This window comes from Agromyces sp. CCNWLW203 (assembly GCF_036576125.1).
Classification (GTDB): domain Bacteria; phylum Actinomycetota; class Actinomycetes; order Actinomycetales; family Microbacteriaceae; genus Agromyces.
Genome location: NZ_JAZHYX010000003.1, coordinates 1 through 19,039 on the forward strand (window position 1 = coordinate 1; position 19,039 = coordinate 19,039).

Annotated in this window: 22 protein-coding genes; 11 read left to right on the forward strand and 11 right to left on the reverse strand. The window is 66.9% G+C overall.

Annotated elements, in window-relative coordinates:
- Positions 1-200: 200 nt before the first annotated feature.
- On the reverse strand, positions 201-977 hold the full coding sequence (locus VPH61_RS08120; protein WP_332063005.1) for an MIP/aquaporin family protein: 777 nt from the start codon (positions 975-977) through the stop codon (positions 201-203).
- Between the two features lie 225 nt (positions 978-1,202).
- On the opposite strand from VPH61_RS08120, the gene dhaK reads away from it, so the two are divergent.
- Genes dhaK through dhaM form a run of 3 tightly spaced genes read left to right on the forward strand, consistent with a single transcriptional unit; the run spans position 1,203 to position 3,600 of the window.
- Entirely contained in the window at positions 1,203-2,204 is a 1,002-nt protein-coding gene (gene dhaK, locus VPH61_RS08125) for a dihydroxyacetone kinase subunit DhaK (protein ID WP_332063006.1), read from the forward strand.
- Between the two features lie 24 nt (positions 2,205-2,228).
- Entirely contained in the window at positions 2,229-2,876 is a 648-nt protein-coding gene (dhaL, locus tag VPH61_RS08130; protein WP_332063007.1) for a dihydroxyacetone kinase subunit DhaL, read from the forward strand.
- Position 2,877: 1 nt separating this feature from the next.
- Positions 2,878-3,600, forward strand: a complete 723-nt coding sequence (dhaM, locus tag VPH61_RS08135; RefSeq protein WP_332063008.1) for a dihydroxyacetone kinase phosphoryl donor subunit DhaM — start codon at positions 2,878-2,880, stop codon at positions 3,598-3,600.
- 11 nt (positions 3,601-3,611) lie between these two features.
- On the opposite strand, the gene VPH61_RS08140 is transcribed toward dhaM, so the two are convergent.
- Positions 3,612-4,376, reverse strand: coding sequence for an SDR family NAD(P)-dependent oxidoreductase (locus tag VPH61_RS08140; RefSeq protein WP_332063009.1), 765 nt, complete (start codon positions 4,374-4,376; stop codon positions 3,612-3,614).
- A 95-nt stretch (positions 4,377-4,471) separates the two neighbouring features.
- Between VPH61_RS08140 and VPH61_RS08145 the strand changes: the two genes are divergently transcribed.
- Positions 4,472-4,804 carry a hypothetical protein gene (locus VPH61_RS08145; protein ID WP_332063010.1) on the forward strand — a complete coding sequence of 111 codons (333 nt, stop codon included), beginning with the start codon at positions 4,472-4,474 and terminating at the stop codon, positions 4,802-4,804.
- A gap of 101 nt (positions 4,805-4,905) precedes the next feature.
- Positions 4,906-5,778 carry an AraC family transcriptional regulator gene (locus VPH61_RS08150; protein WP_332063011.1) on the forward strand — a complete coding sequence of 291 codons (873 nt, stop codon included), beginning with the start codon at positions 4,906-4,908 and terminating at the stop codon, positions 5,776-5,778.
- A 71-nt stretch (positions 5,779-5,849) separates the two neighbouring features.
- On the opposite strand, the gene bsh is transcribed toward VPH61_RS08150, so the two are convergent.
- The gene (gene bsh / locus VPH61_RS08155; protein WP_332063012.1) at positions 5,850-6,824 is read right to left on the reverse strand and encodes a choloylglycine hydrolase; all 975 of its coding nucleotides are present in this window, start codon (positions 6,822-6,824) and stop codon (positions 5,850-5,852) included.
- A 163-nt stretch (positions 6,825-6,987) separates the two neighbouring features.
- On the opposite strand from bsh, the gene VPH61_RS08160 reads away from it, so the two are divergent.
- Positions 6,988-7,215 carry an RNA-binding S4 domain-containing protein gene (locus tag VPH61_RS08160; protein ID WP_332063013.1) on the forward strand — a complete coding sequence of 76 codons (228 nt, stop codon included), beginning with the start codon at positions 6,988-6,990 and terminating at the stop codon, positions 7,213-7,215.
- Between the two features lie 207 nt (positions 7,216-7,422).
- Here VPH61_RS08160 and VPH61_RS08165 read toward each other — a convergent pair whose 3' ends face one another.
- The 5 genes from VPH61_RS08165 to VPH61_RS08185 all read right to left on the reverse strand — a co-directional run bounded on the left by VPH61_RS08165 (position 7,423) and on the right by VPH61_RS08185 (position 13,064).
- On the reverse strand, positions 7,423-8,214 hold the full coding sequence (locus VPH61_RS08165) for an ABC transporter permease subunit (protein WP_332063014.1): 792 nt from the start codon (positions 8,212-8,214) through the stop codon (positions 7,423-7,425).
- A gap of 5 nt (positions 8,215-8,219) precedes the next feature.
- The gene (locus VPH61_RS08170; RefSeq protein ID WP_332063015.1) at positions 8,220-9,143 is read right to left on the reverse strand and encodes an ABC transporter ATP-binding protein; all 924 of its coding nucleotides are present in this window, start codon (positions 9,141-9,143) and stop codon (positions 8,220-8,222) included.
- A 14-nt stretch (positions 9,144-9,157) separates the two neighbouring features.
- Positions 9,158-9,883: a TetR family transcriptional regulator gene (locus VPH61_RS08175; protein WP_332063016.1), complete on the reverse strand. Its 726-nt coding sequence runs from the start codon at positions 9,881-9,883 to the stop codon at positions 9,158-9,160.
- 112 nt (positions 9,884-9,995) lie between these two features.
- Complete coding sequence (locus VPH61_RS08180; protein ID WP_332063017.1) at positions 9,996-11,933, reverse strand: helix-turn-helix transcriptional regulator; 1,938 nt, start codon at positions 11,931-11,933, stop codon at positions 9,996-9,998.
- 450 nt (positions 11,934-12,383) lie between these two features.
- Positions 12,384-13,064, reverse strand: coding sequence for a TetR/AcrR family transcriptional regulator (locus VPH61_RS08185; protein WP_332063018.1), 681 nt, complete (start codon positions 13,062-13,064; stop codon positions 12,384-12,386).
- 118 nt (positions 13,065-13,182) lie between these two features.
- Between VPH61_RS08185 and VPH61_RS08190 the strand changes: the two genes are divergently transcribed.
- Complete coding sequence (locus tag VPH61_RS08190) at positions 13,183-13,728, forward strand: dihydrofolate reductase family protein (RefSeq protein ID WP_332063019.1); 546 nt, start codon at positions 13,183-13,185, stop codon at positions 13,726-13,728.
- Positions 13,729-14,042: 314 nt separating this feature from the next.
- On the opposite strand, the gene VPH61_RS08195 is transcribed toward VPH61_RS08190, so the two are convergent.
- Together VPH61_RS08195 and VPH61_RS08200 are read right to left on the reverse strand one after the other, a co-directional pair.
- Positions 14,043-14,264 carry a hypothetical protein gene (locus tag VPH61_RS08195; protein ID WP_332063020.1) on the reverse strand — a complete coding sequence of 74 codons (222 nt, stop codon included), beginning with the start codon at positions 14,262-14,264 and terminating at the stop codon, positions 14,043-14,045.
- Positions 14,265-14,377: 113 nt separating this feature from the next.
- Positions 14,378-15,052, reverse strand: a complete 675-nt coding sequence (locus VPH61_RS08200; protein ID WP_332063021.1) for a M23 family metallopeptidase — start codon at positions 15,050-15,052, stop codon at positions 14,378-14,380.
- 176 nt (positions 15,053-15,228) lie between these two features.
- Between VPH61_RS08200 and VPH61_RS08205 the strand changes: the two genes are divergently transcribed.
- Positions 15,229-15,840, forward strand: a complete 612-nt coding sequence (locus VPH61_RS08205; RefSeq protein WP_332063022.1) for an HdeD family acid-resistance protein — start codon at positions 15,229-15,231, stop codon at positions 15,838-15,840.
- A gap of 88 nt (positions 15,841-15,928) precedes the next feature.
- Here VPH61_RS08205 and VPH61_RS08210 read toward each other — a convergent pair whose 3' ends face one another.
- Complete coding sequence (locus tag VPH61_RS08210; protein ID WP_332063023.1) at positions 15,929-16,702, reverse strand: SDR family oxidoreductase; 774 nt, start codon at positions 16,700-16,702, stop codon at positions 15,929-15,931.
- Positions 16,703-16,835: 133 nt separating this feature from the next.
- On the opposite strand from VPH61_RS08210, the gene VPH61_RS08215 reads away from it, so the two are divergent.
- The 3 genes from VPH61_RS08215 to VPH61_RS08225 are packed head-to-tail and all read left to right on the forward strand — an operon-like array spanning position 16,836 to position 19,003.
- Positions 16,836-17,309, forward strand: coding sequence for an NfeD family protein (locus VPH61_RS08215; protein ID WP_332063024.1), 474 nt, complete (start codon positions 16,836-16,838; stop codon positions 17,307-17,309).
- Positions 17,309-18,238, forward strand: coding sequence for an SPFH domain-containing protein (locus tag VPH61_RS08220; RefSeq protein WP_332063402.1), 930 nt, complete (start codon positions 17,309-17,311; stop codon positions 18,236-18,238). The genes VPH61_RS08215 and VPH61_RS08220 overlap by 1 nt, the downstream gene beginning before the upstream one ends.
- A 9-nt stretch (positions 18,239-18,247) precedes the next feature.
- Positions 18,248-19,003 (forward strand): glycerophosphodiester phosphodiesterase family protein, encoded by a 756-nt coding sequence (locus VPH61_RS08225; RefSeq protein ID WP_332063025.1) that lies wholly within the window; start codon positions 18,248-18,250, stop codon positions 19,001-19,003.
- Positions 19,004-19,039: the final 36 nt, after the last annotated feature.

Consider the following 19,039-nt stretch of genomic DNA (forward strand, 5'->3'; position numbering starts at 1 on the left):
CGGCCTTGTCGAAGATGATCGCGCGCGACGAGGTCGTGCCCTGGTCGATCGCGAGGATGTAGTCGGCCATCTGAGAAACTCCGTTGCTGTCGGTACCGCTCGAGTCGCCCGATTCTGTCCGAGTCGGGCGACTCGGTGAAATGAGGTGGTGGTCGTTACGCGGACGAGGTCGGGCCGGCCCGAGGACCGGCCCGGTCTCATCAGGTGATGATGGGCAGCAGCGGGATCGCCAGCCAGCCGGCGAGCAGGCCGCCGATGATCGGGCCGATCACGGGCACCCACGAGTACGACCAGTCGCTGGTGCCCTTGCCGTGGATCGGCAGGAGGGCGTGCGCAATGCGCGGACCGAGGTCACGGGCCGGGTTGATGGCATAGCCCGTCGGACCACCGAGCGAGACGCCGATACCGATCACGAGCAGCGCCACGGGCAGCGCACCGAGGGCGGCGAGGCCGCCGTCGCCCTGACGGCCGCCGCCGAAGCCGATCACGACGAAGACGAGCACGAAGGTGCCGATGATCTCGGTGACGAGGTTCCAGGCGTAGTTGCGGATGCCGGGGCCGGTCGAGAAGACGCCGAGCTTCGAGGCGGCCTGGGGCTCCGCGTCGAAGTGCTGCTTGTAGGCGAGCCAGACGAACACCGCGCCGATGATCGCGCCGATCAGCTGGGCGCCGATGTAGGCGCTCACCGACAGGAAGTCGACGGGCACGGTGATGCCGAGCCCGGCGTTTCCGAACTCGGTCGCACCGTTGGCGACGAGACCGAGCGTGACAGCCGGGTTGATATGCGCACCTGACGCATAGGAGACGATGACGCCGGCGAAGACCGCGAGGCCCCAGCCGATCGTCACCATGAGGAATCCGCCGTTGAAGCCCTTCGTCTTGGCGAGGGCGACGTTGGCCACCACACCACAGCCGAGGAGCACGAGCATCGCCGTGCCGACGAGCTCGCTGAGGAACAACACTCCGAGATTGTCCACGTTGACCTTCCATCCTTTTCGCTAGCCCGATGGGCTTCGCCCAGGGGCGGAACACAGCCCACGATACTCAGACCGGCATCGGCGGGGAAGGAGCGGGACGAGGCGCGTCAGATTTCGGACTGCCTCTTACGGTCGAGCACGCGTCGGGCGTAGGTTGGCGGGGAATGCTGCGTCGACGTCGCTGCACGTCTGCACGACGCCCGGCGTCTGAGGGGAAGGGATGTCGTGAAGAAGATCATCAACGATCCCAAGCGGGTCGTCGACGAGTCGGTGGCCGGATTCGGCCTGGCCCATGCCGACCTCGTGCGCGTCGAATTCGATCCGATCCATGTCGTGCGCGCCGACGCGCCGATCGCCGGCAAGGTCGGCATCGTGAGCGGCGGCGGCAGCGGGCACGAGCCCCTTCACGCCGGATACGTCGGCTTCGGCATGCTCGATGCCGCCGTCCCCGGGGCGGTGTTCACCTCGCCGACACCAGATCCGATCCTCGCAGCGACGAAGGCGGTCGACGGCGGGGCGGGCGTGCTCCACATCGTGAAGAACTACACAGGCGATGTGCTGAACTTCGAGACGGCCGCCGATCTGGCCGCGATCGACGGCATCGAGGTACGTTCCGTCGTCACCAATGACGACGTCGCGGTCAAGGATTCGCTCTACACCGCGGGCCGACGGGGCGTGGCCGGCACCGTGCTGGTCGAGAAGATCGCCGGCGCCGCCGCCGAACGGGGGGACTCGCTCGACGAAGTCGCCGCCGTCGCGGAGCGCGTGAACGCCAATGCACGCTCCATGGGCCTCGCCCTCACGCCGTGCATCGTGCCGCACGCCGGTGAACCGAGCTTCACCCTCGCCGAAGACGAGATCGAGATCGGCATCGGCATCCACGGCGAGCCCGGACGCGAACGGGTCAAGCTCGAACCCGCCGATCGTCTCGTCGACCGGCTCCTCGAGCCGATCCTCGACGACCTGCCGTACGAGCGCGGCGAGCGCGCCCTGCTCTTCGTCAACGGCATGGGCGGCACGCCGCAGGTCGAGTTGTACCTCGCATACCGCAGGGCGGCGGAGGTGCTCGAAGAGCGCGGCATCCTGATCGCCCGATCGCTCGTCGGCAACTACATCACCGCCCTCGAGATGGCCGGCATGTCGATCACCCTGCTGAAGCTCGATGACGAGATGGTCGAATTGTGGGATGCCCCGGTGCAGACGGCTGCACTGCGGTGGGGTCGTTAGAGAAGGATCGAAGGGGGAATCTCGGTGGGATTGGACATCACCTGGGCTGTGGACTGGGTCAGACGGAGCGCGCAGGTGATCTCGGATCATCGAGTCGAGCTGATCACGCTCGATCGCGAGATCGGCGACGGCGACCATGGCGAGAACATGGATCGTGGCTTCCAGGCCGTGCTGCCGAAGCTCGACGACCTCGCCGCCGGCTCGACGCCCGGTGATGTGCTGAAGCTCGTCGCGACGACGCTCATCTCGACCGTCGGCGGCGCGGCGGGCCCGCTCTACGGCACCGCCTACCTGAAGGCGGCCGCGGCGGCCGGTGGCGCCGTGTCGCTCGATGGCCCGGCGATCGCCGCAATCCTCACGGCCGCACGTGACGGAGTGGTCTCGCGCGGCAAGGCGGAGGCCGGCGACAAGACGATGATCGACGCCTGGACTCCCGCCGTCGATGCAGCGGATGCCGCGGCCGCGGCGGGCACCGATGCGGCGGGTGTGCTCGCCGCCGCGGCCGACGCGGCCGAAGCCGGGGCGGTCGCCACCGAACCGCTGGTCGCCCGCAAGGGCCGTGCGAGCTACCTCGGCGAGCGATCAGCAGGGCACCGTGACCCGGGAGCCGAGTCGAGCGCGCTGCTGCTGCGCGCGGCCGCCGATGCGGCGGCGGCATCTGCGGGCGCCTGAGATGGGGACTCTCGACAAGGTGGGCGTGCTCTTCGTCTCGCACTCGGCAGCGATCGCGACCGGGCTCGTCGAATTGGCACGGCAGATGGCGCCGACCGCGGCGCTCGTCGCCGCGGGCGGCACCGACGACGGCCGCATCGGCACGAGCTTCGACCTCGTGACGGCCGGCATCGCCGAGGCCGATTCCGGCTCGGGGGTCGTCGTGCTGTGCGATCTCGGGTCGGCGATCCTCACCGCCGAGACGGCGCTCGACTTCCTCGACGACGAGGTGCGCGAGCGGGTGCGCATCGTCGACGCACCGCTCGTCGAGGGCGGGGTCGCCGCCGCGGTCGCCGCGGAGGCGGGAGACCGGCTCGAGGTCGTCGTGGCAGCCGCCGAGTCGGCGCGGGGGCCGGCTTCTTCGGCGAGCGCGGGCGACGTCGGCGGCGGCACCGGTGCCGAGTCCGTGGCCTCCGTGCCCGAGGCATCCGGCTACACCCGCAGCATCCGTCTGGTGAACTCCGACGGGCTGCATGCACGACCGGCGGCCGAACTCGTGAAGCTCGCGAGCACCTTCCCGCAGAAGGTCACCGTGAACGGCACGGATGCGAAGAGCCTGCTCGGCATCATGTCACTCGGCCTCACGAAGGGCGCGCAGGTCGACATCACGAGTGCCGATGTCGACGGCCGCGCAGCCGTCGACGCGTTGGCGGCACTCGCTGAGTCAGGCTTCGGCGAAGCCTGAACCCCGTCTCGTCAGTTGCCGCCGGCGACGCGGATGTCGGCGCCCGAGGTGTACGAGGCATCCGCTGAGAAGAGGTACGCGACCGCACCCGCGATCTCGTGCGGCTCGCCTGCGCGACGCATCGGGATGTTCGGAGCGCGCTCCTCAGGGGCGTTCGGCCGACCGGCCGCCGCGTGGATCTCGGTGTGCGTCGTGCCGGGGGAGACCGTGTTGACCCGCACTCCGACCGGGCCGAACTCCTTCGACGCGCCCGTCGTGAGCGCGTTCAGCGCCGCCTTGCTCATGGCGTAGGGGATGTACGTGTTCGGGGCACCGCTTCGAGCCGCCCCGGAGGAGACATTCACGACGCTGCCGCCCGCGCCGCCGCGATCGGTCGCCATGTGCGCGATCGCGGCACGCGTGAGCACGATGGGGGCGAGCACGTTGACGCGGAAGAGCTCGTCGCTCTCGTCGATCGCAGCATCGAGGAAGCCGCCGATGCGCCCGGTGATGCCGGCGTTGTTCACGAGGCCCGTGACCCGACCGAACTCGGCGATCGCGGCGGGCACGACCGTCGCCGTCGCCTCGAGATCGGCGAGGTCGACCTGCAGCAGCAGCACTCGGGCACCGGATGCCGCGCAGCGACGTGCGACCGCATCGGCGTCTCCGCGTCGCTCACGGTAGGTCAGCACGAGGTCGTGCCCGTCGGCGGCGAGACGTTCGGCGATGGCCGCGCCGATGCCGCGGCTCGCACCCGTGATGATCGTGACCTGGCGTGTGGCTGCGGCATCCGTCATGCGACAAGCCTATTCGGGTGCTGTGCCGATGCCGAGTCATCGTTGCGCGAGCGGGCACTGGCGGCATGGTGCGCAGCGGGCGTACCATCAGGCGCATGATGGCACGTGACGACGCGAGCCGCGACGACGGCAACGCATTCACCCACTTCTTCGACAAGGTCGATCGGGCATTGGGGCCGGTGTTCATCAACCCGCCGGCTCCAGCGGATGAGGCGCCGCTCGAGCCGACCGACGGCAAGGCGTGTCCGATCTGCGGGCATCCCATGTTCGAGCACGTCATCGATCACTCGACGCCCAACACGGTGCTCGTCTGCCCGACCGACGAGCGGCTGCCCGAACGCGAGGTCGACGGGCCGTACAACGAACTCGGCATGCCGGCCACGGGCCGGCGACTCGAGAAATACGCCGAACGTCACTCGAACGAGTGAGCAGCGGGCGCCCGTTCCGTACTCGACGCGATCGCATCGAACCGCGATAGTCGGGTGCGGCCTTCTTTCGACGTGCAGGCTTGTCATCGAAAGGGGAGCCCGTGATCGCACCGCTCAATCACCTCGTCGAGTTCGTCGAGGATCACCTCACCGAGGAGATCGACATCGCCGCCCTGGCGCATCGCCTCGGCACCACCGAGTACCACCTGCGCCGGATGTTCTCGGCCCTGGCCGGCATGCCGTTGTCGGAGTACGTGCGGCGGCGCCGCATGTCGGTGGCGGCGGCCGAGGTACTCGGCGGCGATGACCTGCTCGGGATCGCGACACGGTTCGGTTACGGCTCGACCGAGGCGTTCGCCCGGGCGTTCAGATCCGTACACGGCGTCGGCCCTGCCGATGTCCGGCGGAACGGCGGCCCCCTTCGCACACAATCACAGCTCAGGTTCCGCCTGACGGTAGAAGGGAACACACCCATGGACACTCGCATCGCCGATCGACCGGCATTCCGACTCATCGGCCATTCGGCCCGCGTGCCGCTCATCCACGACGGCGTCAATCCGCACATCCAAGCGCACATCGCCTCGCTGCCCCCGGCCGAGCACCAGCGACTGAAGGAGCTGGCAGACACCGAGCCGACGGGGCTCCTGCAGGTGAGCGCCGATGTAGACCCCGACTACGCGGAGGGAAGCGAACTGACCTATCTGCACGGGGTCGCCGTCGCCGAGACGACGCCGGTGCCCGGTGATCTGGACGCGATCGAGGTCGCCGCCGGCACGTGGGCGGTGTTCCGCGTCGCCGGTGCATATCCGGCCGCGCTGCAGTCGGCGTGGGCCGCCACCGCCACCGACTGGTTCCCCTCGAACCCCTGGCAGTTGAGGCCTGGTCCCTCGATCGTGGCCGTGCTCGACCGGGCAGCGGACTTCAGCACGGCGACCTGCGAGCTCTGGCTGCCGGTGGAGCGCGCCGTACGCTGAGGTGATGCAGCCGCGCCCTCAGCCGAAGCTGCTCAGCATCGCAACTCTGCGATCGGCGAGGTGCGCGAGCCCTAGTTCTGCATGTGCACCCGTTGGCCCTTGATCAGTGAGTACGCGGCGAGCGCGCTTCCGTCGAGGTCTTCCTTGTGCAGGTCGACCCCTGTCACTTGGCTGTTCTCGTAGGTCGTGTAGTAGTAGATCCCCTTGTCGGTGTTGCAGCATGACGAGTAGATCGTGATCTCGAACTTCCCCGGGGACACCTCGGCGCATCCACGCTGCTGCGCCACCGATCCCAGGATGTGGAAGAACTGACTGATCGATTCCGACTCGGAGTCGCCGGCCACCGAGTTCATCTTGGTGAACGCCGCTTTGACGAAGCGAGATGCCGAAGACAGGTCTCCTGGGAGGCCGAGCGCACCCATTCCCCGGCTGTAGACGTCGAACGACAGATCGTCGGAGAAGTTCTTCTCGGGGGGCTTCCTCGACAGGTGCATGTAGTTGTTCAGGTTGAAGGACTGGATATCGAAGGTCGGGTTGTTGGTGAGTACGCCGACTGGGTTGTCGTAGACCTTCAGCCCGTCCTTCACGCTCTCGACCGTGATGGATGCCGTTCGGTCGGAAACGATCCAGTGCAGCGGTGAGAGTGGGAAGGTCTCGCTGAAGTCGATCTTCACGAGGTTCAGCGTCGAGAGGGCCGTCTTCACCTCGTCGATGGTCTCGAACTGCCCGAGGAGCCAGGGGATGAGCTCGAACGGCGTGATGTTCGTCGCGCCGTCGGCTTCGGGCTTGTAGTGGGCGTTCTCCGGGAAGTTGAGCCCCGCCATGCTGAGGCCCTTCTCATTCGTCGCGTCGTAGTACAGCGGATATCCGTCCGCGATGGTCGCCATCCCGATGATCGCGTGGTGCGTCGCGAGCGCAGGTGCCTTGCGGAATTCGAATGGGAAGCTCCGGGGTGTGACGGTGACGGTCTCGTTATACGAGAACTCGAGGTCGAGATTGCGACCGAAGTAGTGATCCCGCGTGGTGTAGCTGACTCCCGTGCACATGCATGCCTCCGCTGTCGGTCTGGCTCGGCGGTCTGTAGGCGCAAGGTTAGCCGGGCGAGGGACATGCGGCCACTGTCGGACGGGCCGCCGACGACGCCGCCGGAGAACCCGTCTGTCCGAAGCGGAACAGTGCGACTGCCGGGTGGTCGACTACATTCAGGGGATGACGAACCCGGCCCCGATCGAAGACGTCCCGATCGGCGAAGAGGTCATTCGCCTCGGGCAGTTCCTGAAATTCGCCGGATTCTTCGATTCCGGTGGAGACGTGAAGGAGGCCATCATCGATGGCTACGTCGCCGTCAACGGCGAGGTTGACCGCCGACGCGGACGACAGCTGCAGCCTGGCGACATCGTCAGCTTCGATGGTCGCAGTGTTCGCGTGTGCCGGTGACACGGGCCTCGCTGAGGTGATGCAGCCGCACCTTCAGCCGACGCCGACGTGCGCAGACTGTACGGCGAGCTCGAGGCGGAGCGCTCCGACCTCTACAACTGGTACATGAACCTCGCGCGGGGCGGCGCAGCGGGGTCGAGGCGGCCGCGGGGCTCCTGACCCCGTTGCCGTGGGTGGGCATCCTCCAGAGAATACCCACCCTGCCCCTCAGCCCGTGATGTCGCGTCGCGAGAGCGCCAGCGTCGCAGACGCCACGAGGAGCAGCCCGAGACCCCAGAGCAGCCCGAGACCGGCCCAATCCGCCCCGTTGAGGAGCGGCGACTCGTGGAATGCCCAGGAATACGGCGAGATCGCGCGGAGCCACGACGCGTCGTCGACCTGATTGGCGATCGCGTTGAAGACGTACCCGATCACTGCGACGCCCGCGCCCGCAGCGGTCGCCAGGATCCGTCTGCCAGTGGCTGCGCCGACCAGGAGGCCGAATCCCGTCGAGAGGAATGCGAGGCCGACGAGCGCGGCGGAGGCCGCGACCAGGTGGGCGGCATCGATGTCGAGCTCCGACGGCTCGTTGAGGATCAGCACGATGACGGTTGCGAGTGCACCGAGCCAGATGAGCTTCACCAGCGCCGCCGACGCGGACTCGATCGCGTACTGGACCCGGCCGACCCCGTGTGCGAGCGTCAGCTCGAGCCTGCCGGTCTCCTCGGCGCCGGCGATCGCCGATGACCCCCACGAGGTCGCCGCGATCACCAGGAGCAGGAAGCCGATCAGACCGAAGAACGTGCTCTGCGCGTAGCCGGGACCGGATGCGATCTGCTCGTACCCGAGCGTCTTCACGAGTTCGGGTGGCAGCGTGTCGATCATCTGCTGCATCTCACCGTTGCCACCCATGCTCGGATAGAGCGGGAGATACAGGAACAGGGCAGCGGCGACACCGAGGCTCCAAGCCGCGAGCGAACGCCATGAATCGGCCAGCGACCGTCGGAAGACGGGAAGCATCCGGGTCATGCTGCACCCCCGTTCGCGTTCGGGCCGTACAGTGCAAGCACCGATTCCTCGAGGTCGGGCTCTTCGACCACCAGATCCGTCACGCGATACCGCGCGATCAACTTCACGATCGGGTCGACATCGCCGTCGATCGTGGCGGTCAGTCGCACGGGTCCGTCGCCGACGACCTCGAGCTCGCGCACGTGCGGCACGCGAGTGAGATCGTCCCGCAGGTCCCTCTCGTTCGTGCCGTCGAGCGTGACCCTGAGGCGCCGGATCCGCCCGAGCCGGAGCGAGGCGACATCGCCTTCGGCGACGACGCGCCCGGCGCTGAGCACGGCGACCTGGTCAGCCGTCTGCTGGATCTCGCTGAGCACGTGCGAGCTCAGCAGCACCGTCTGGCCATTCGTGCTCGCTTCGCGCACCATCGCGAGGAACTCGCGTTGCACGAGCGGATCGAGGCCGCTCGTGGGTTCGTCGAGCACGAGCAGTTCGGGTTGGTGCATGAATGCCTGGATCAGTCCGAGCTTCTGCCGGTTGCCCTTCGAGAGCTTGCGCACCTGGCGATTGAGATCGACATCGAGTCGCTCCGCGAGGGAATCGATGACGCCGGATGGCACGGGGCCACTGATCTCGGCGTAGTGGCGCAGGAGCTGGCGCCCCTTGATGCGTCCTTCCAGGCGGAGTTCTCCCGGCACGAAGCCGATGCGGCGGCGGAGCGCCGATCCGCCGGCTCGCGGCGCCTCTCCGAGGACGAGCGCGCTGCCCGACGTCGGGCGGATGATGTCGAGCAGAAGCCTGAGCGTCGTCGTCTTTCCGGCGCCGTTCGGGCCGATGAGGCCGAACACCGTGCCCTGCTCGACGGTGAGGTCGAGGCTGTGGACTGCCGTGTGCGCGCCGTATTTCTTGTGGAGTTCAGTGGTTCGGATCGCAGGGGTCATTGCCCATGCTCCCTTCAATGATGAGTCGAATACGAATCGGAGATGTCGCCGGCGATGGGCGGATCGGGATCTTGATTCGGATCGTTCTCACCCTTGTCGGAGCGCGGACCGGGCGTGCGTCCGATCGCCATCTCCGCGGCGACGAGGAAGCGGTCGTCGGTGTAGAGACCGTGGGTGTAGAGGTCGAGGATCGGCAGCGTCGAGCGTCGAAGGCTCTCTGCACTGAGCCCGTCGACGCCGAGCCTGCGCGCCAGTTGGCGCTGCATCACGAGCGGCACCACGCCGTAGAGCGTCAAATACAGAGCGGTGATCTCGGGATCGATCGGCTCGCGCATGACGCCACTGGCGACATTCTCGTCGAGCATCGACTTCGTACCCGCGACGAGGGAATCGAACAGATCGTCAGCGGCGGAGTTCTCCGCGGTGAGCATGCGCGCGAGGTAGTCGATCAACGGCCGGTTGGCATCGACATCGGCCAGCCACCGCGCGATCGCGGCCGCGGTGTCGCCGCCCCGGAGCTCGTCTTTGCGGCCCAGGAATTCTGAGACGACGTAGCTGTCGCACGCAGCACGCAGCGCGTCCTTCGACGTGAAGTGGTGGATGACGAGCCCGGCGCTCACACCTGCCTCGGCTGCGATCGCGCGAACACTCGTCGCAGCGAACCCATCTCGCCCGAACCTCAGAATCGCAGCATCGCGAATGCGCGCCTGCGTCGTGAGGTCCTCGATACTTGAACGCATGTTCATGATCCTAAACGCTTGTTCAATCCGCGCGCAAGAGGCCGTACTCAGGGGCGGATCGCGAGTTCATCCGGCTGACAGCCCACACCAGGCAGGTGTGCCCAGAAGTACTTCACGAACCGGAGCCGGGCGGGCCGCTCGTCGATGCATGCTCGTCGAACGAGGCGATTCTCAGTCCGCCGAGCAGCCCCATCGCGGATGCATTCTCCACGGCCTCGGCCCGGTTCGATGCCCCCAGCTTGCGGAAGATCGAGGAAACGTGGCTGCTGACGGTGTTCCGCGAAACGTAGAGTCGCTTCCCGATCTCCGCGAGGGTCAGGTGGGTCTGGAGATAGGGGAGAACGCGTTGCTCGGCAACCGTGAGCGCCGTCGACGCAACGTGTCGACCGAGACGCTCCTTCTCATCGATGGCGAGCACCGCCGCAGCCACACGGGCGTCCAACGCCTCGCGACCGTCCCGCGGCGGCAGGATCTCACTGATCTCGCGCGACAGCATCCGTGCGGCCTCGATATCGCCCACCTGCAGACTCGCATAGATGAGGAAGAGACGAGTGGGGATGCTGATCAGGGGCACAGCGCTTCCGCACCGGCCGCGCTCGGACATCGCCAGCGCGAGGTACTTCTGCCCGGCGGTCCGTCGGCCGGCGTGCAGCGCGGAGTAAGCCGCGGCGGCATGCGCATACGCGCACATGATGTAGCCGTCGATGTCGCCCGCCTGAATCGTGTCGAGCGCTCGCTGCACGTGCCGGTCGGCTGCCTCCCAGTCGTCGCGATCGATGGCGAGCTGCGCGAGTTCGGTCTCGCACATGACGATCGTGGCGGGATTGCCATGCGCCTCCGCCGTGTGCATGGCCTCCTGCAGGACTTCGCGCGCTCGGCTCTCGTGTCCGGTGTAGAGAAGGGTGCTTCCCAGAACCTGGAGCGCAGGATCACGCCATGGACTCTCGACGGCCTCGGCACGAACCCCGAACTCGGCGTCCGCAAGGGCTTCCCGCAGACCGCGCTTCATGGTGATGGCTCGCACCATGGCTTTCGTCGACGAGAGATCGATGCCATCGACTCGTGGGGCGTCGTCGGGCATGCTGCCGAGCAGCGACGCCCACTTCTGTGCGGCATCGTCGGTTCCGGACAGCAGCGAGTACCACGTGACGACCACGACGGCGAACGGGTTGGCGAGGAGATTCGCGTCGCCGACCTGTTCGATCCATCGCCCGAGGGTGGTCGTTTCGCCCGCCGTGTACGTGTTGAGCGCAGCGAGCGCCACGAGCGAGGAGGCTGTCGCGAAATCAGCTGCCGCGATCGAGTGGTTGATCGCTTCAGGGAGGAGGCCGTGCTGCTGGCACCAGTCGGAGGCTCGCCGGTGGAGCTCGGGAACCGTCGAACCGGCGTCGAGCAGGAGTTCGGTCTGCAGGTACTCGCGGAAGAGCGGGTGAAGTCGATAGGAACGGAGTTGGGGGTCCGAGGTGATGAAAAGCTGTCGAGCTTCGAGATCACGGAGGATCCGCGCGGAATCGGAGCGTTCGAGCACTGCATCGCACATCGCGGGAACGAGCGACCTCAGCATCGAGGTGGAGACCAGGAATCGATGGGTGTCCTCCGGAAGCGCGCGCAGGCACTCGCGGTAGAGATAGTCGGCAAGGAGATCCTGGCCCGCGATCGATGCCAACGGCCTGCTCCGGGACAGGAGAGCGCACATGTGTAGGCCTGCCGCCCACCCACCGCTCTGCTCGACCCAGCTCCCGAGCATCTCGGGGGAGACCCGTGCGCCTGCGCCCTGAGCAATCCTGGCGGCCCCGGCGACATCGATCTGCAGATCCTCCGCCGTGACGTGAGCCGCCGATGCCGCCACGCGTCCGCGGGCGAACGAGGTGGGCCGGTGCCTGCTGGCGAGCACGACCTGGGAGCCTGCCGGCACACCCGCCAGCACGACGTTGAGCGCATCGATCGAATCGAGGGATTCCAGCACGTGCGCGTCATCGATGAAGAGCACGAACGGGAGCGCGGACTGTGAGAGGGCGCGCCCGAGCACGGGTGCGATCCGGCCGAGCACGCCGCGATCGGCAGTCGAGATCTGGTCCTCGAGCGAAGCGGCGACGAGCGTGAAGGGCGAGCAGGCTCGGGTCAGGAGACGCATGAGCGCCGCCGGGTCGTCATCGTCGCTGCTGAGCGTGAGCCAGCCGGTGGGGCGGTCTTCACGCTGGCGCCATTCGGCGAGGAACGAGGTCTTCCCATAGCCCGCCGGCGCGGTGACGGTGACCAGCCGGGACGGACCGGACCTGACGCTCTCGATGAGACGGTCCCGGCGTACGAAGCCGGGATCGAAATCAGGACCGGTGGTCTTGACTTCGAGGATCAGGTCCCTGAGCTCGCGTTCAGCGGTCACCATCTGTTGTCTCCCCATCGACCGACGCCGGCATCGAACGCAGATCCGGACGCGCTGCGCCGGTTTTCAGATACTACCGATCCAACGAACCGATCCAGGTGAGGGGGCCATCAGCGATCATGGGTGTCGAGGCGATTCCGCTGAACGAGTGTGAGCCCGGGTCGCCGCGCCCTCATCCGGAGTGGAGTAGCGGGCGACGATCGTCCGAGCTGCCTCGTCGACTGTGCGGGCTGTCTCCTCATCACTGAGTGACCAGTTGCCGTGGACGAGGCGGGGCCAGAACACGACGGTGGCGATCATGCCGAGAAACTGCGCCGCTGCGATATCAAAGTCCTTCACGGCCGCAGTTCCCTGAGTGTTCGCCGTCTGGAAGAACTGCCTGAGCCCCTTGAGCACGGGCAACGTGCCGAAATCGAAGGTACGCTCACGCAACTCCGGGAATCTCGCGGATTCCGCGATCACCGCCCGCATGAGGTCAGCCATGCGGGGCCGTGACAACAGCTCCGCATACGCCATACCAAGACTGACCAAGCCTGAATGGAAGTCGCCGGACGACGGCACCAACAGCTCGGGCTCGGGCGTGTCGCCCGCCGCCAGCACGGTTGCCTCGAAGAGCTCCGCCTTCGTCGGGAACTGCTTGAAGAGCGTCGCCTTCGAGATGCCGGCACGGTCGGCGACTCTGGCCAACGGAGTCCGGTCATAGCCGAGTTCGAGAAACAGGCCGGCGGCAGCCTCCAGGATCGCCGCACGGTTCTTGGCGGCGACATCCCGATGGTACGCAGAGAGTTCGCGTGGCATGCACCCAGTATGGCGCAAGGCGAGTCGGTTGACTCACCAACGTGCGGCGGATACTCTCGACAGAGGTGAGTCGAATGACTCACCATGTTGACGGCAGCTCTGCAACGGAGGACGAGCAATGGCAAAGGTGATCATTCACGCGACTGTGACCGTGGACGGGTTCATGGCTGACATCGATGGGGGAGTCGACTGGATGAACGGATTCCCATCGGCTCCCGAAGACGAGGAGGTCGTCAGGAGGGTTGTGCAGGACATCGGCGCCGTGGTCGGAGGTGCAAACAAGACGCAGACCATCGAAGACGGCGAAGTTCCCTATGGAGGCATGATCACGGCGCCGGTGTACCTGATGACGCACAGCACTCATGAGCCGATCGAGAGGGATGGCGTCACATACACGTTCGTCGTCGACGACATCGCGCAGGCCGTCGAATCAGCCAAGAAGGCGGCAGGGGAGAAGCTGGTCAGCCTGCTCGGAGGCAGCATCTCCAGACAGTGCCTCGAACTCGGGCTCGTCGACGAGATCCACCTGGACGTCGTGCCGATCCTTCTCGGCGAAGGTATCTCGCTCTTCACCGGACTCAGGAAGAGCATCAGGCTGCAACGGGTCGAGACATCCGCATTCGCCAGCGAAACCCACCTCCGGTACCGCGTTCTTGCTGAGTAGGAGGGGCCGGCAGATCCGTTATCCGACATAATGTGCATTATCGGCTCACATGGATGGTTCTCCGAGGAAGCCTGAATCCGCCGAATCCCGCCGACTCGGTATCCACCGCAATCGTCAGGCGCGGTACTCCTGAGACAGCCCATCGGTGATGAGGACGCGCGAAACGCATGGCGACATCACTCGCACACCATCATCGGTACGACGAAAGCTGAAATCACTGCACCAGTGGAATCGTCTACTGGTACACATCGCGCCGCCCATATTATGTCCGTTGAGCGCCAACGTGGCGTCGATCGACGGCACCGAGGTCGGGCTCAGCCACCCAGGATCAACGGCACGAACACGACAGCGAGAATCGCCACCGCCACCACGCCCAGCACGACTAACGCTCGGTTGATGCGCCGGCGGCTCACCGTGCCGGCCGCGAAGGAGGAACGCGACACCTGGTCGAGATTCGGCATCAGGGCTTGGTACGGCGGATCCTTCTGGCTCGCAGGCTGGCCGTCTCGACCTGCCGAGTCATCCTCGTCTCGCATGCGCCACACGCTATTCGCTCGTCGACGCGACCGCCAGAGCCGCCCGGTGCATTCACGGCTCCCCCATTACATTGCATGAACACCAGCGGATGCCTCGGAGCAGGACGTGTGGCTCAGGCGAGCGACTCCACGATGGACCGCTCCCCCGGGATGCCCGATTCGACGATCACAGGCTCAGCGGAGCCCGGCAGCCACTCCCGGAAAGACCGGAACCGCAGCGGCAGCCCCGCGGCGTTCGACGGGTCTGCGCGATCCATGACCTGCAGGTGCACGTGCGGCTCGGTCGAGTTTCCCGAGTTGCCGCACGCGGCGATGTGCTGACCCGCCGTGACGTGGTCGCCGACGCCGACACGGATCGAACCGAGACGGAGGTGGGCGAGCGAGACGAACGCCGCTCCCCCGCGCACTGCGATCGTCACGGTGTTCCCTGCGATCGCATGCACGCCCTGTCGGAGCCGCCCGGCCTGTCCCAGCGCATACGGCACGAGTGCGAGCTGGGAACGACGCCCTTCGTGGTCGGGCTCGCCGTCATGGACTGCGGCGACCACGCCGTCGACCGGCGCCACGATGGGTCGCCCGAAACCGAGGAAGCGTTCAGGCGGTTCGGTTGACAGGAACGTTCGCCAGTCGCGCCGCTCTGAAGAGCGTCGTCGCAGATCGACCGCGACGAAGTCGATGGCGTACCGCTCGCCGAAGAGGTCGATTCCGTGGCTCGGCACGCGCCGAGCCGGGCTGTTCTGGGCCATCCAGGTTCCACTGAACGGCAGGTGCAGCATCTCGTCCGCCATGCTCCGATATTGGCAGGTGCATGCCGCACTCGGCGTTCTCGACGGAATCGGCCATCTAGAACACCACACCGTCACCCTGCGACATCCGAAGACTCGCGCATTCACATCCGACACTCAGGCGACCGTCGGCCATAGCCTGACCCTGCACGGCACCCGCCGCCAGAAAGGACACCATCATGTCTACGTCGCAACCCACCGGGGTTTTCGCGTCATTCTCGCTCGACGCCTCGTCGCTGACGAAGTCGGCGATCAACACCATTCGCGCGACGCTCGGCATCAGCGGCGCCGTCGCGCTGATCTTCGGCCTCCTCATCACGTTCTGGCCGAAGAACTCCGCCATCGTGATCACGGTGCTGTTCGGCATCTACTTCTTGATCGCCGGCATCGCCTACCTCGGTCTCGGCATCTTCTCGAAGGGCATCTCGGGCGGCGCGCGCACGCTCGACATCATCCTCGGACTGCTGTTCATCGTCGGCGGCATCATCGTGCTCGCCAACCCGAGCGAATCCGCGGTCTTCTTCGGCATCTTCCTCGGCATCCTCGTCGGCATCCTCTGGATCATCGAGGGAATCGTCGCCCTGGCCCAGTCGAGTGACGCGGGTTCGCGTGGATGGGCGATCTTCTTCGGCATCCTGAGTGTCGTGGCCGGCATCGTGGTGCTGTTCTCCCCGCTGTGGGGCATCGCGGTGCTGTTCGTGATCGCCGGCATCAGCCTCATCGTGCTCGGCATCGTGCAGATCGTGCGCGCGTTCACCTTCGGCCGCGGCGTCACGCCCGCTGCGGAGTAGCCCCGACGAACGACGAAGCCCGCCGAAGCAGTCTGCTTCGGCGGGCTTCTCGCTGTCTCGGGCCGGGCCTGGACGTCGCAGAATCGGGTCAGGCGTCGCCCTCGCGCGCGAAGCCCGAGGTGTCGCCCACGTACCGCGTGTTCGCCTCGGGCACCGGCTCGACGGCGGCCGAAGCAACCTCGGCGGCGAACTCGGCGACGTTGAACAGACGACCGGCGTCTTGCTTGCGGGCCTCGATCGCACCGGGGTTGGCACGCTCGAGGAGCGTGGCGGTGATGGTGCCCTCGATCATGTCGCCCGAGACGACGACGAGTTCGAAGCCGGCGGCCTCGAGTTCGGGCAGCTTCTCACGGAGCGCGTCTTCGCCGGCGCGCTTCGAGAGGGCGACGGCCTCGTACTCGGGCATCGTCGGCGTCGTGCGGATGAAGTGCGCCTGGTGGCTCGTGACGAACACGATGCGGGCACCGGGTGCGAGGTGCGGCAGCGCACCCTCGACGACGTTGACCTGCGCGTCGCGGTTCAGCCGCATCGCGTAGTCCTCCCCCATGCCCGTCTCCATGCCGCCGGAGGCATTGAGCACGAGGATGTCGATCGGGCCGAGTTCTGCGACGGCGCGCTCGAACATCGAGGCGACGGATGCCGCGTCGGTGAGGTCGGCACCGACGGCGATGGCGGTGCCGCCGGCCGCGGTGATCTCGGCGACGACCTTGTCGGCGCGGGGCGCCTTGCTGCGGTAGTTGATGACGACGGAGGCACCGGCAGCCGCAAGGTAGCGGGCGGTGTCGGCACCGATGCCGCGCGAGGAACCGGTGACGAGGGCGACACGTCCGTCGAGCGATCCGGGGGCGAGCGGGTTGGTCACAGTGGAACTCCTCGAGTCTTGACGGACGTGGTCCGCAGGGAACAGGCGAACCGAGACTATCAAGTCCGCAGGCGCCGCCCACTGGGTCGACCGCCCTGATAGTTTCAGTACAGGCCGTGCGAAGGAGAACGAATTGGATGTACTGACCCAGTACGCGTGGATCGTGTGGCTCGTATTGATCCTGGCATTCGCGACCATCGAGGTGTTCACTCTCGAGATGACGTTCCTGATGCTCGCGCTCGGCAGTGTGGCCGGGCTGCTGTCGGGCCTCTTCGGCATTCCCTGGTGGGCGCAGTTCATCATCGCCGCGCTCGTCGCAGTCGCGCTGATCCTGCTGCTGAGACCGCCATTGCTCCGGATGCTTCGGCGCGGCGGTGATCCGACCCGTAGCAACATCGACGCGCTCATCGGCGCCGACGGCCGGGTCGTGCGCACCGTCACCCCCGCGGGTGGCCAGGTGCGCCTGCAGAACGGCGACGTGTGGACGGCTCGACTGTCGCCCATCACCGAGCAGAAGGATGTCGCGGTCGGCGAGCGTGTGCTCGTGACCGGTATCGACGGAGCGACGGCGGTCGTCGTTCCGGTGGAGAGGAGCACTGGGGCTTGATGGACGTTTCCGGCATCATCGCGACGATCGTCGTCGTCGCGATCGTCATCTTCGTCATCGTCGTGTTGGCGAAGTCGATCCGTATCATCCCGCAGGCCTACTCGGGCGTGGTGGAGCGGCTCGGTCGCTACCACAAGACGCTCAGCCCGGGGCTGAACATCCTGGTGCCGTTCATCGACCGGCTGCGCCCGCTCGTCGACATGCGCGAGACCGTCGTCTCGTTCCCGCCGCAACCGGTGATCACCGAAGACAACCTCGTCGTCTCGATCGACACCGTCGTCTACTTCCAGGTGACCGACGCCCGCGCCGCGACGTACGAGATCGCGAATTACCTCGGCGCCGTCGAACAGCTGACGACCACGACACTGCGTAACGTCGTCGGCGGTCTGAACCTCGAAGAGGCGCTGACCTCGCGCGACAACATCAACGGCCAGCTCCGTATCGTGCTCGACGAGGCGACGGGCAAGTGGGGCATCCGCGTCGGGCGCGTCGAGCTCAAGGCGATCGACCCGCCCCACTCGATTCAGGACTCGATGGAGAAGCAGATGCGGGCCGAGCGGGACCGCCGCGCGCTCATCCTCACCGCCGAGGGCACGAAGCAGTCCGCGATCCTCACGGCTGAAGGTGCGCGCCAGGCGGCCATCCTCGAAGCCGAGGGCGACGCGAAGGCAGCAGTGCTGCGCGCACAGGGCGAGGCCGAGGCGATCCTCACCGTCTTCGACGCCATCCACAAGGGCGATGCCGATCCGAAGCTGCTCGGCTACCAGTACCTGCAGATGCTCCCCCAGATCGCGCAGGGCGAGTCGAACAAGCTCTGGATCGTGCCGAGCGAACTCACCGAGGCGCTGAAAGGCATCGGCAAGGCGTTCACCCCCGCCGCGCCCCCGCAGGCACCGGAATCCCCCGGGGCGACCGGCCCGCGCCTCTGACGGCGGGTCGTGGCGACCACCTACTTCGAGCCGACGAGGCCGCGAGTGCTCGCGCACCGCGGCCTCGCGCTCGATGCACCCGAGAACACCCTGCTCGCCTTCGCGAAGGCCGTCGCAGTCGGAGCCGAGTACCTCGAGACTGACGTGCACCTGACTGCCGATGGCGTGGCCGTCGTCGCGCACGACCCCACGCTCGAACGGGTCGCCGACCGCGACGTCGAGGTGTCGAAGCTCACGATGGCCGAGCTGCGGCGCATCGATCTCGGCCACGGTCAGGGCTTCTGCTCCCTCGAGGAGGCGCTCGACGCCTTCCCCGAGACGCGGTTCAACATCGACGTGAAGATCGAGGGCGCGGTCGAGGCGACCGTCGCGACGGTCGCGAAGCTGCGCGCCGGTCCGCGCGTGCTGCTCACGAGCTTCTCCGAGGGCCGGCGACGGCGTCTCGCGGCATACGTGCTCGACGCGGCGACGTCGGTCGGCGGTGCCGGAGTCATCCGCACCCGGCTCGCATCGTTCACCGGCTCGACGCGGGCGGTACGCAGTGCGCTCCGCGGCGCCCATGCCCTGCAGATACCCGAGCGAATCGGCGTGGTTCCCCTCGCCACCGAGCGCTTCATCGCCGCCGTGCATCGCGCCGGTGCAGAGGTGCACGTCTGGACGATCAACGAACCGGCCGACATGACCGGGCTGCTCGACCTCGGCGTCGACGGTCTCGTGACCGACCGCGCCGACCTCGCACTCCCCCTCATCGCCGCTCGAAACTGAGAATTCCCCGGTAAACATCAGGGTCCGGAAAGGGAA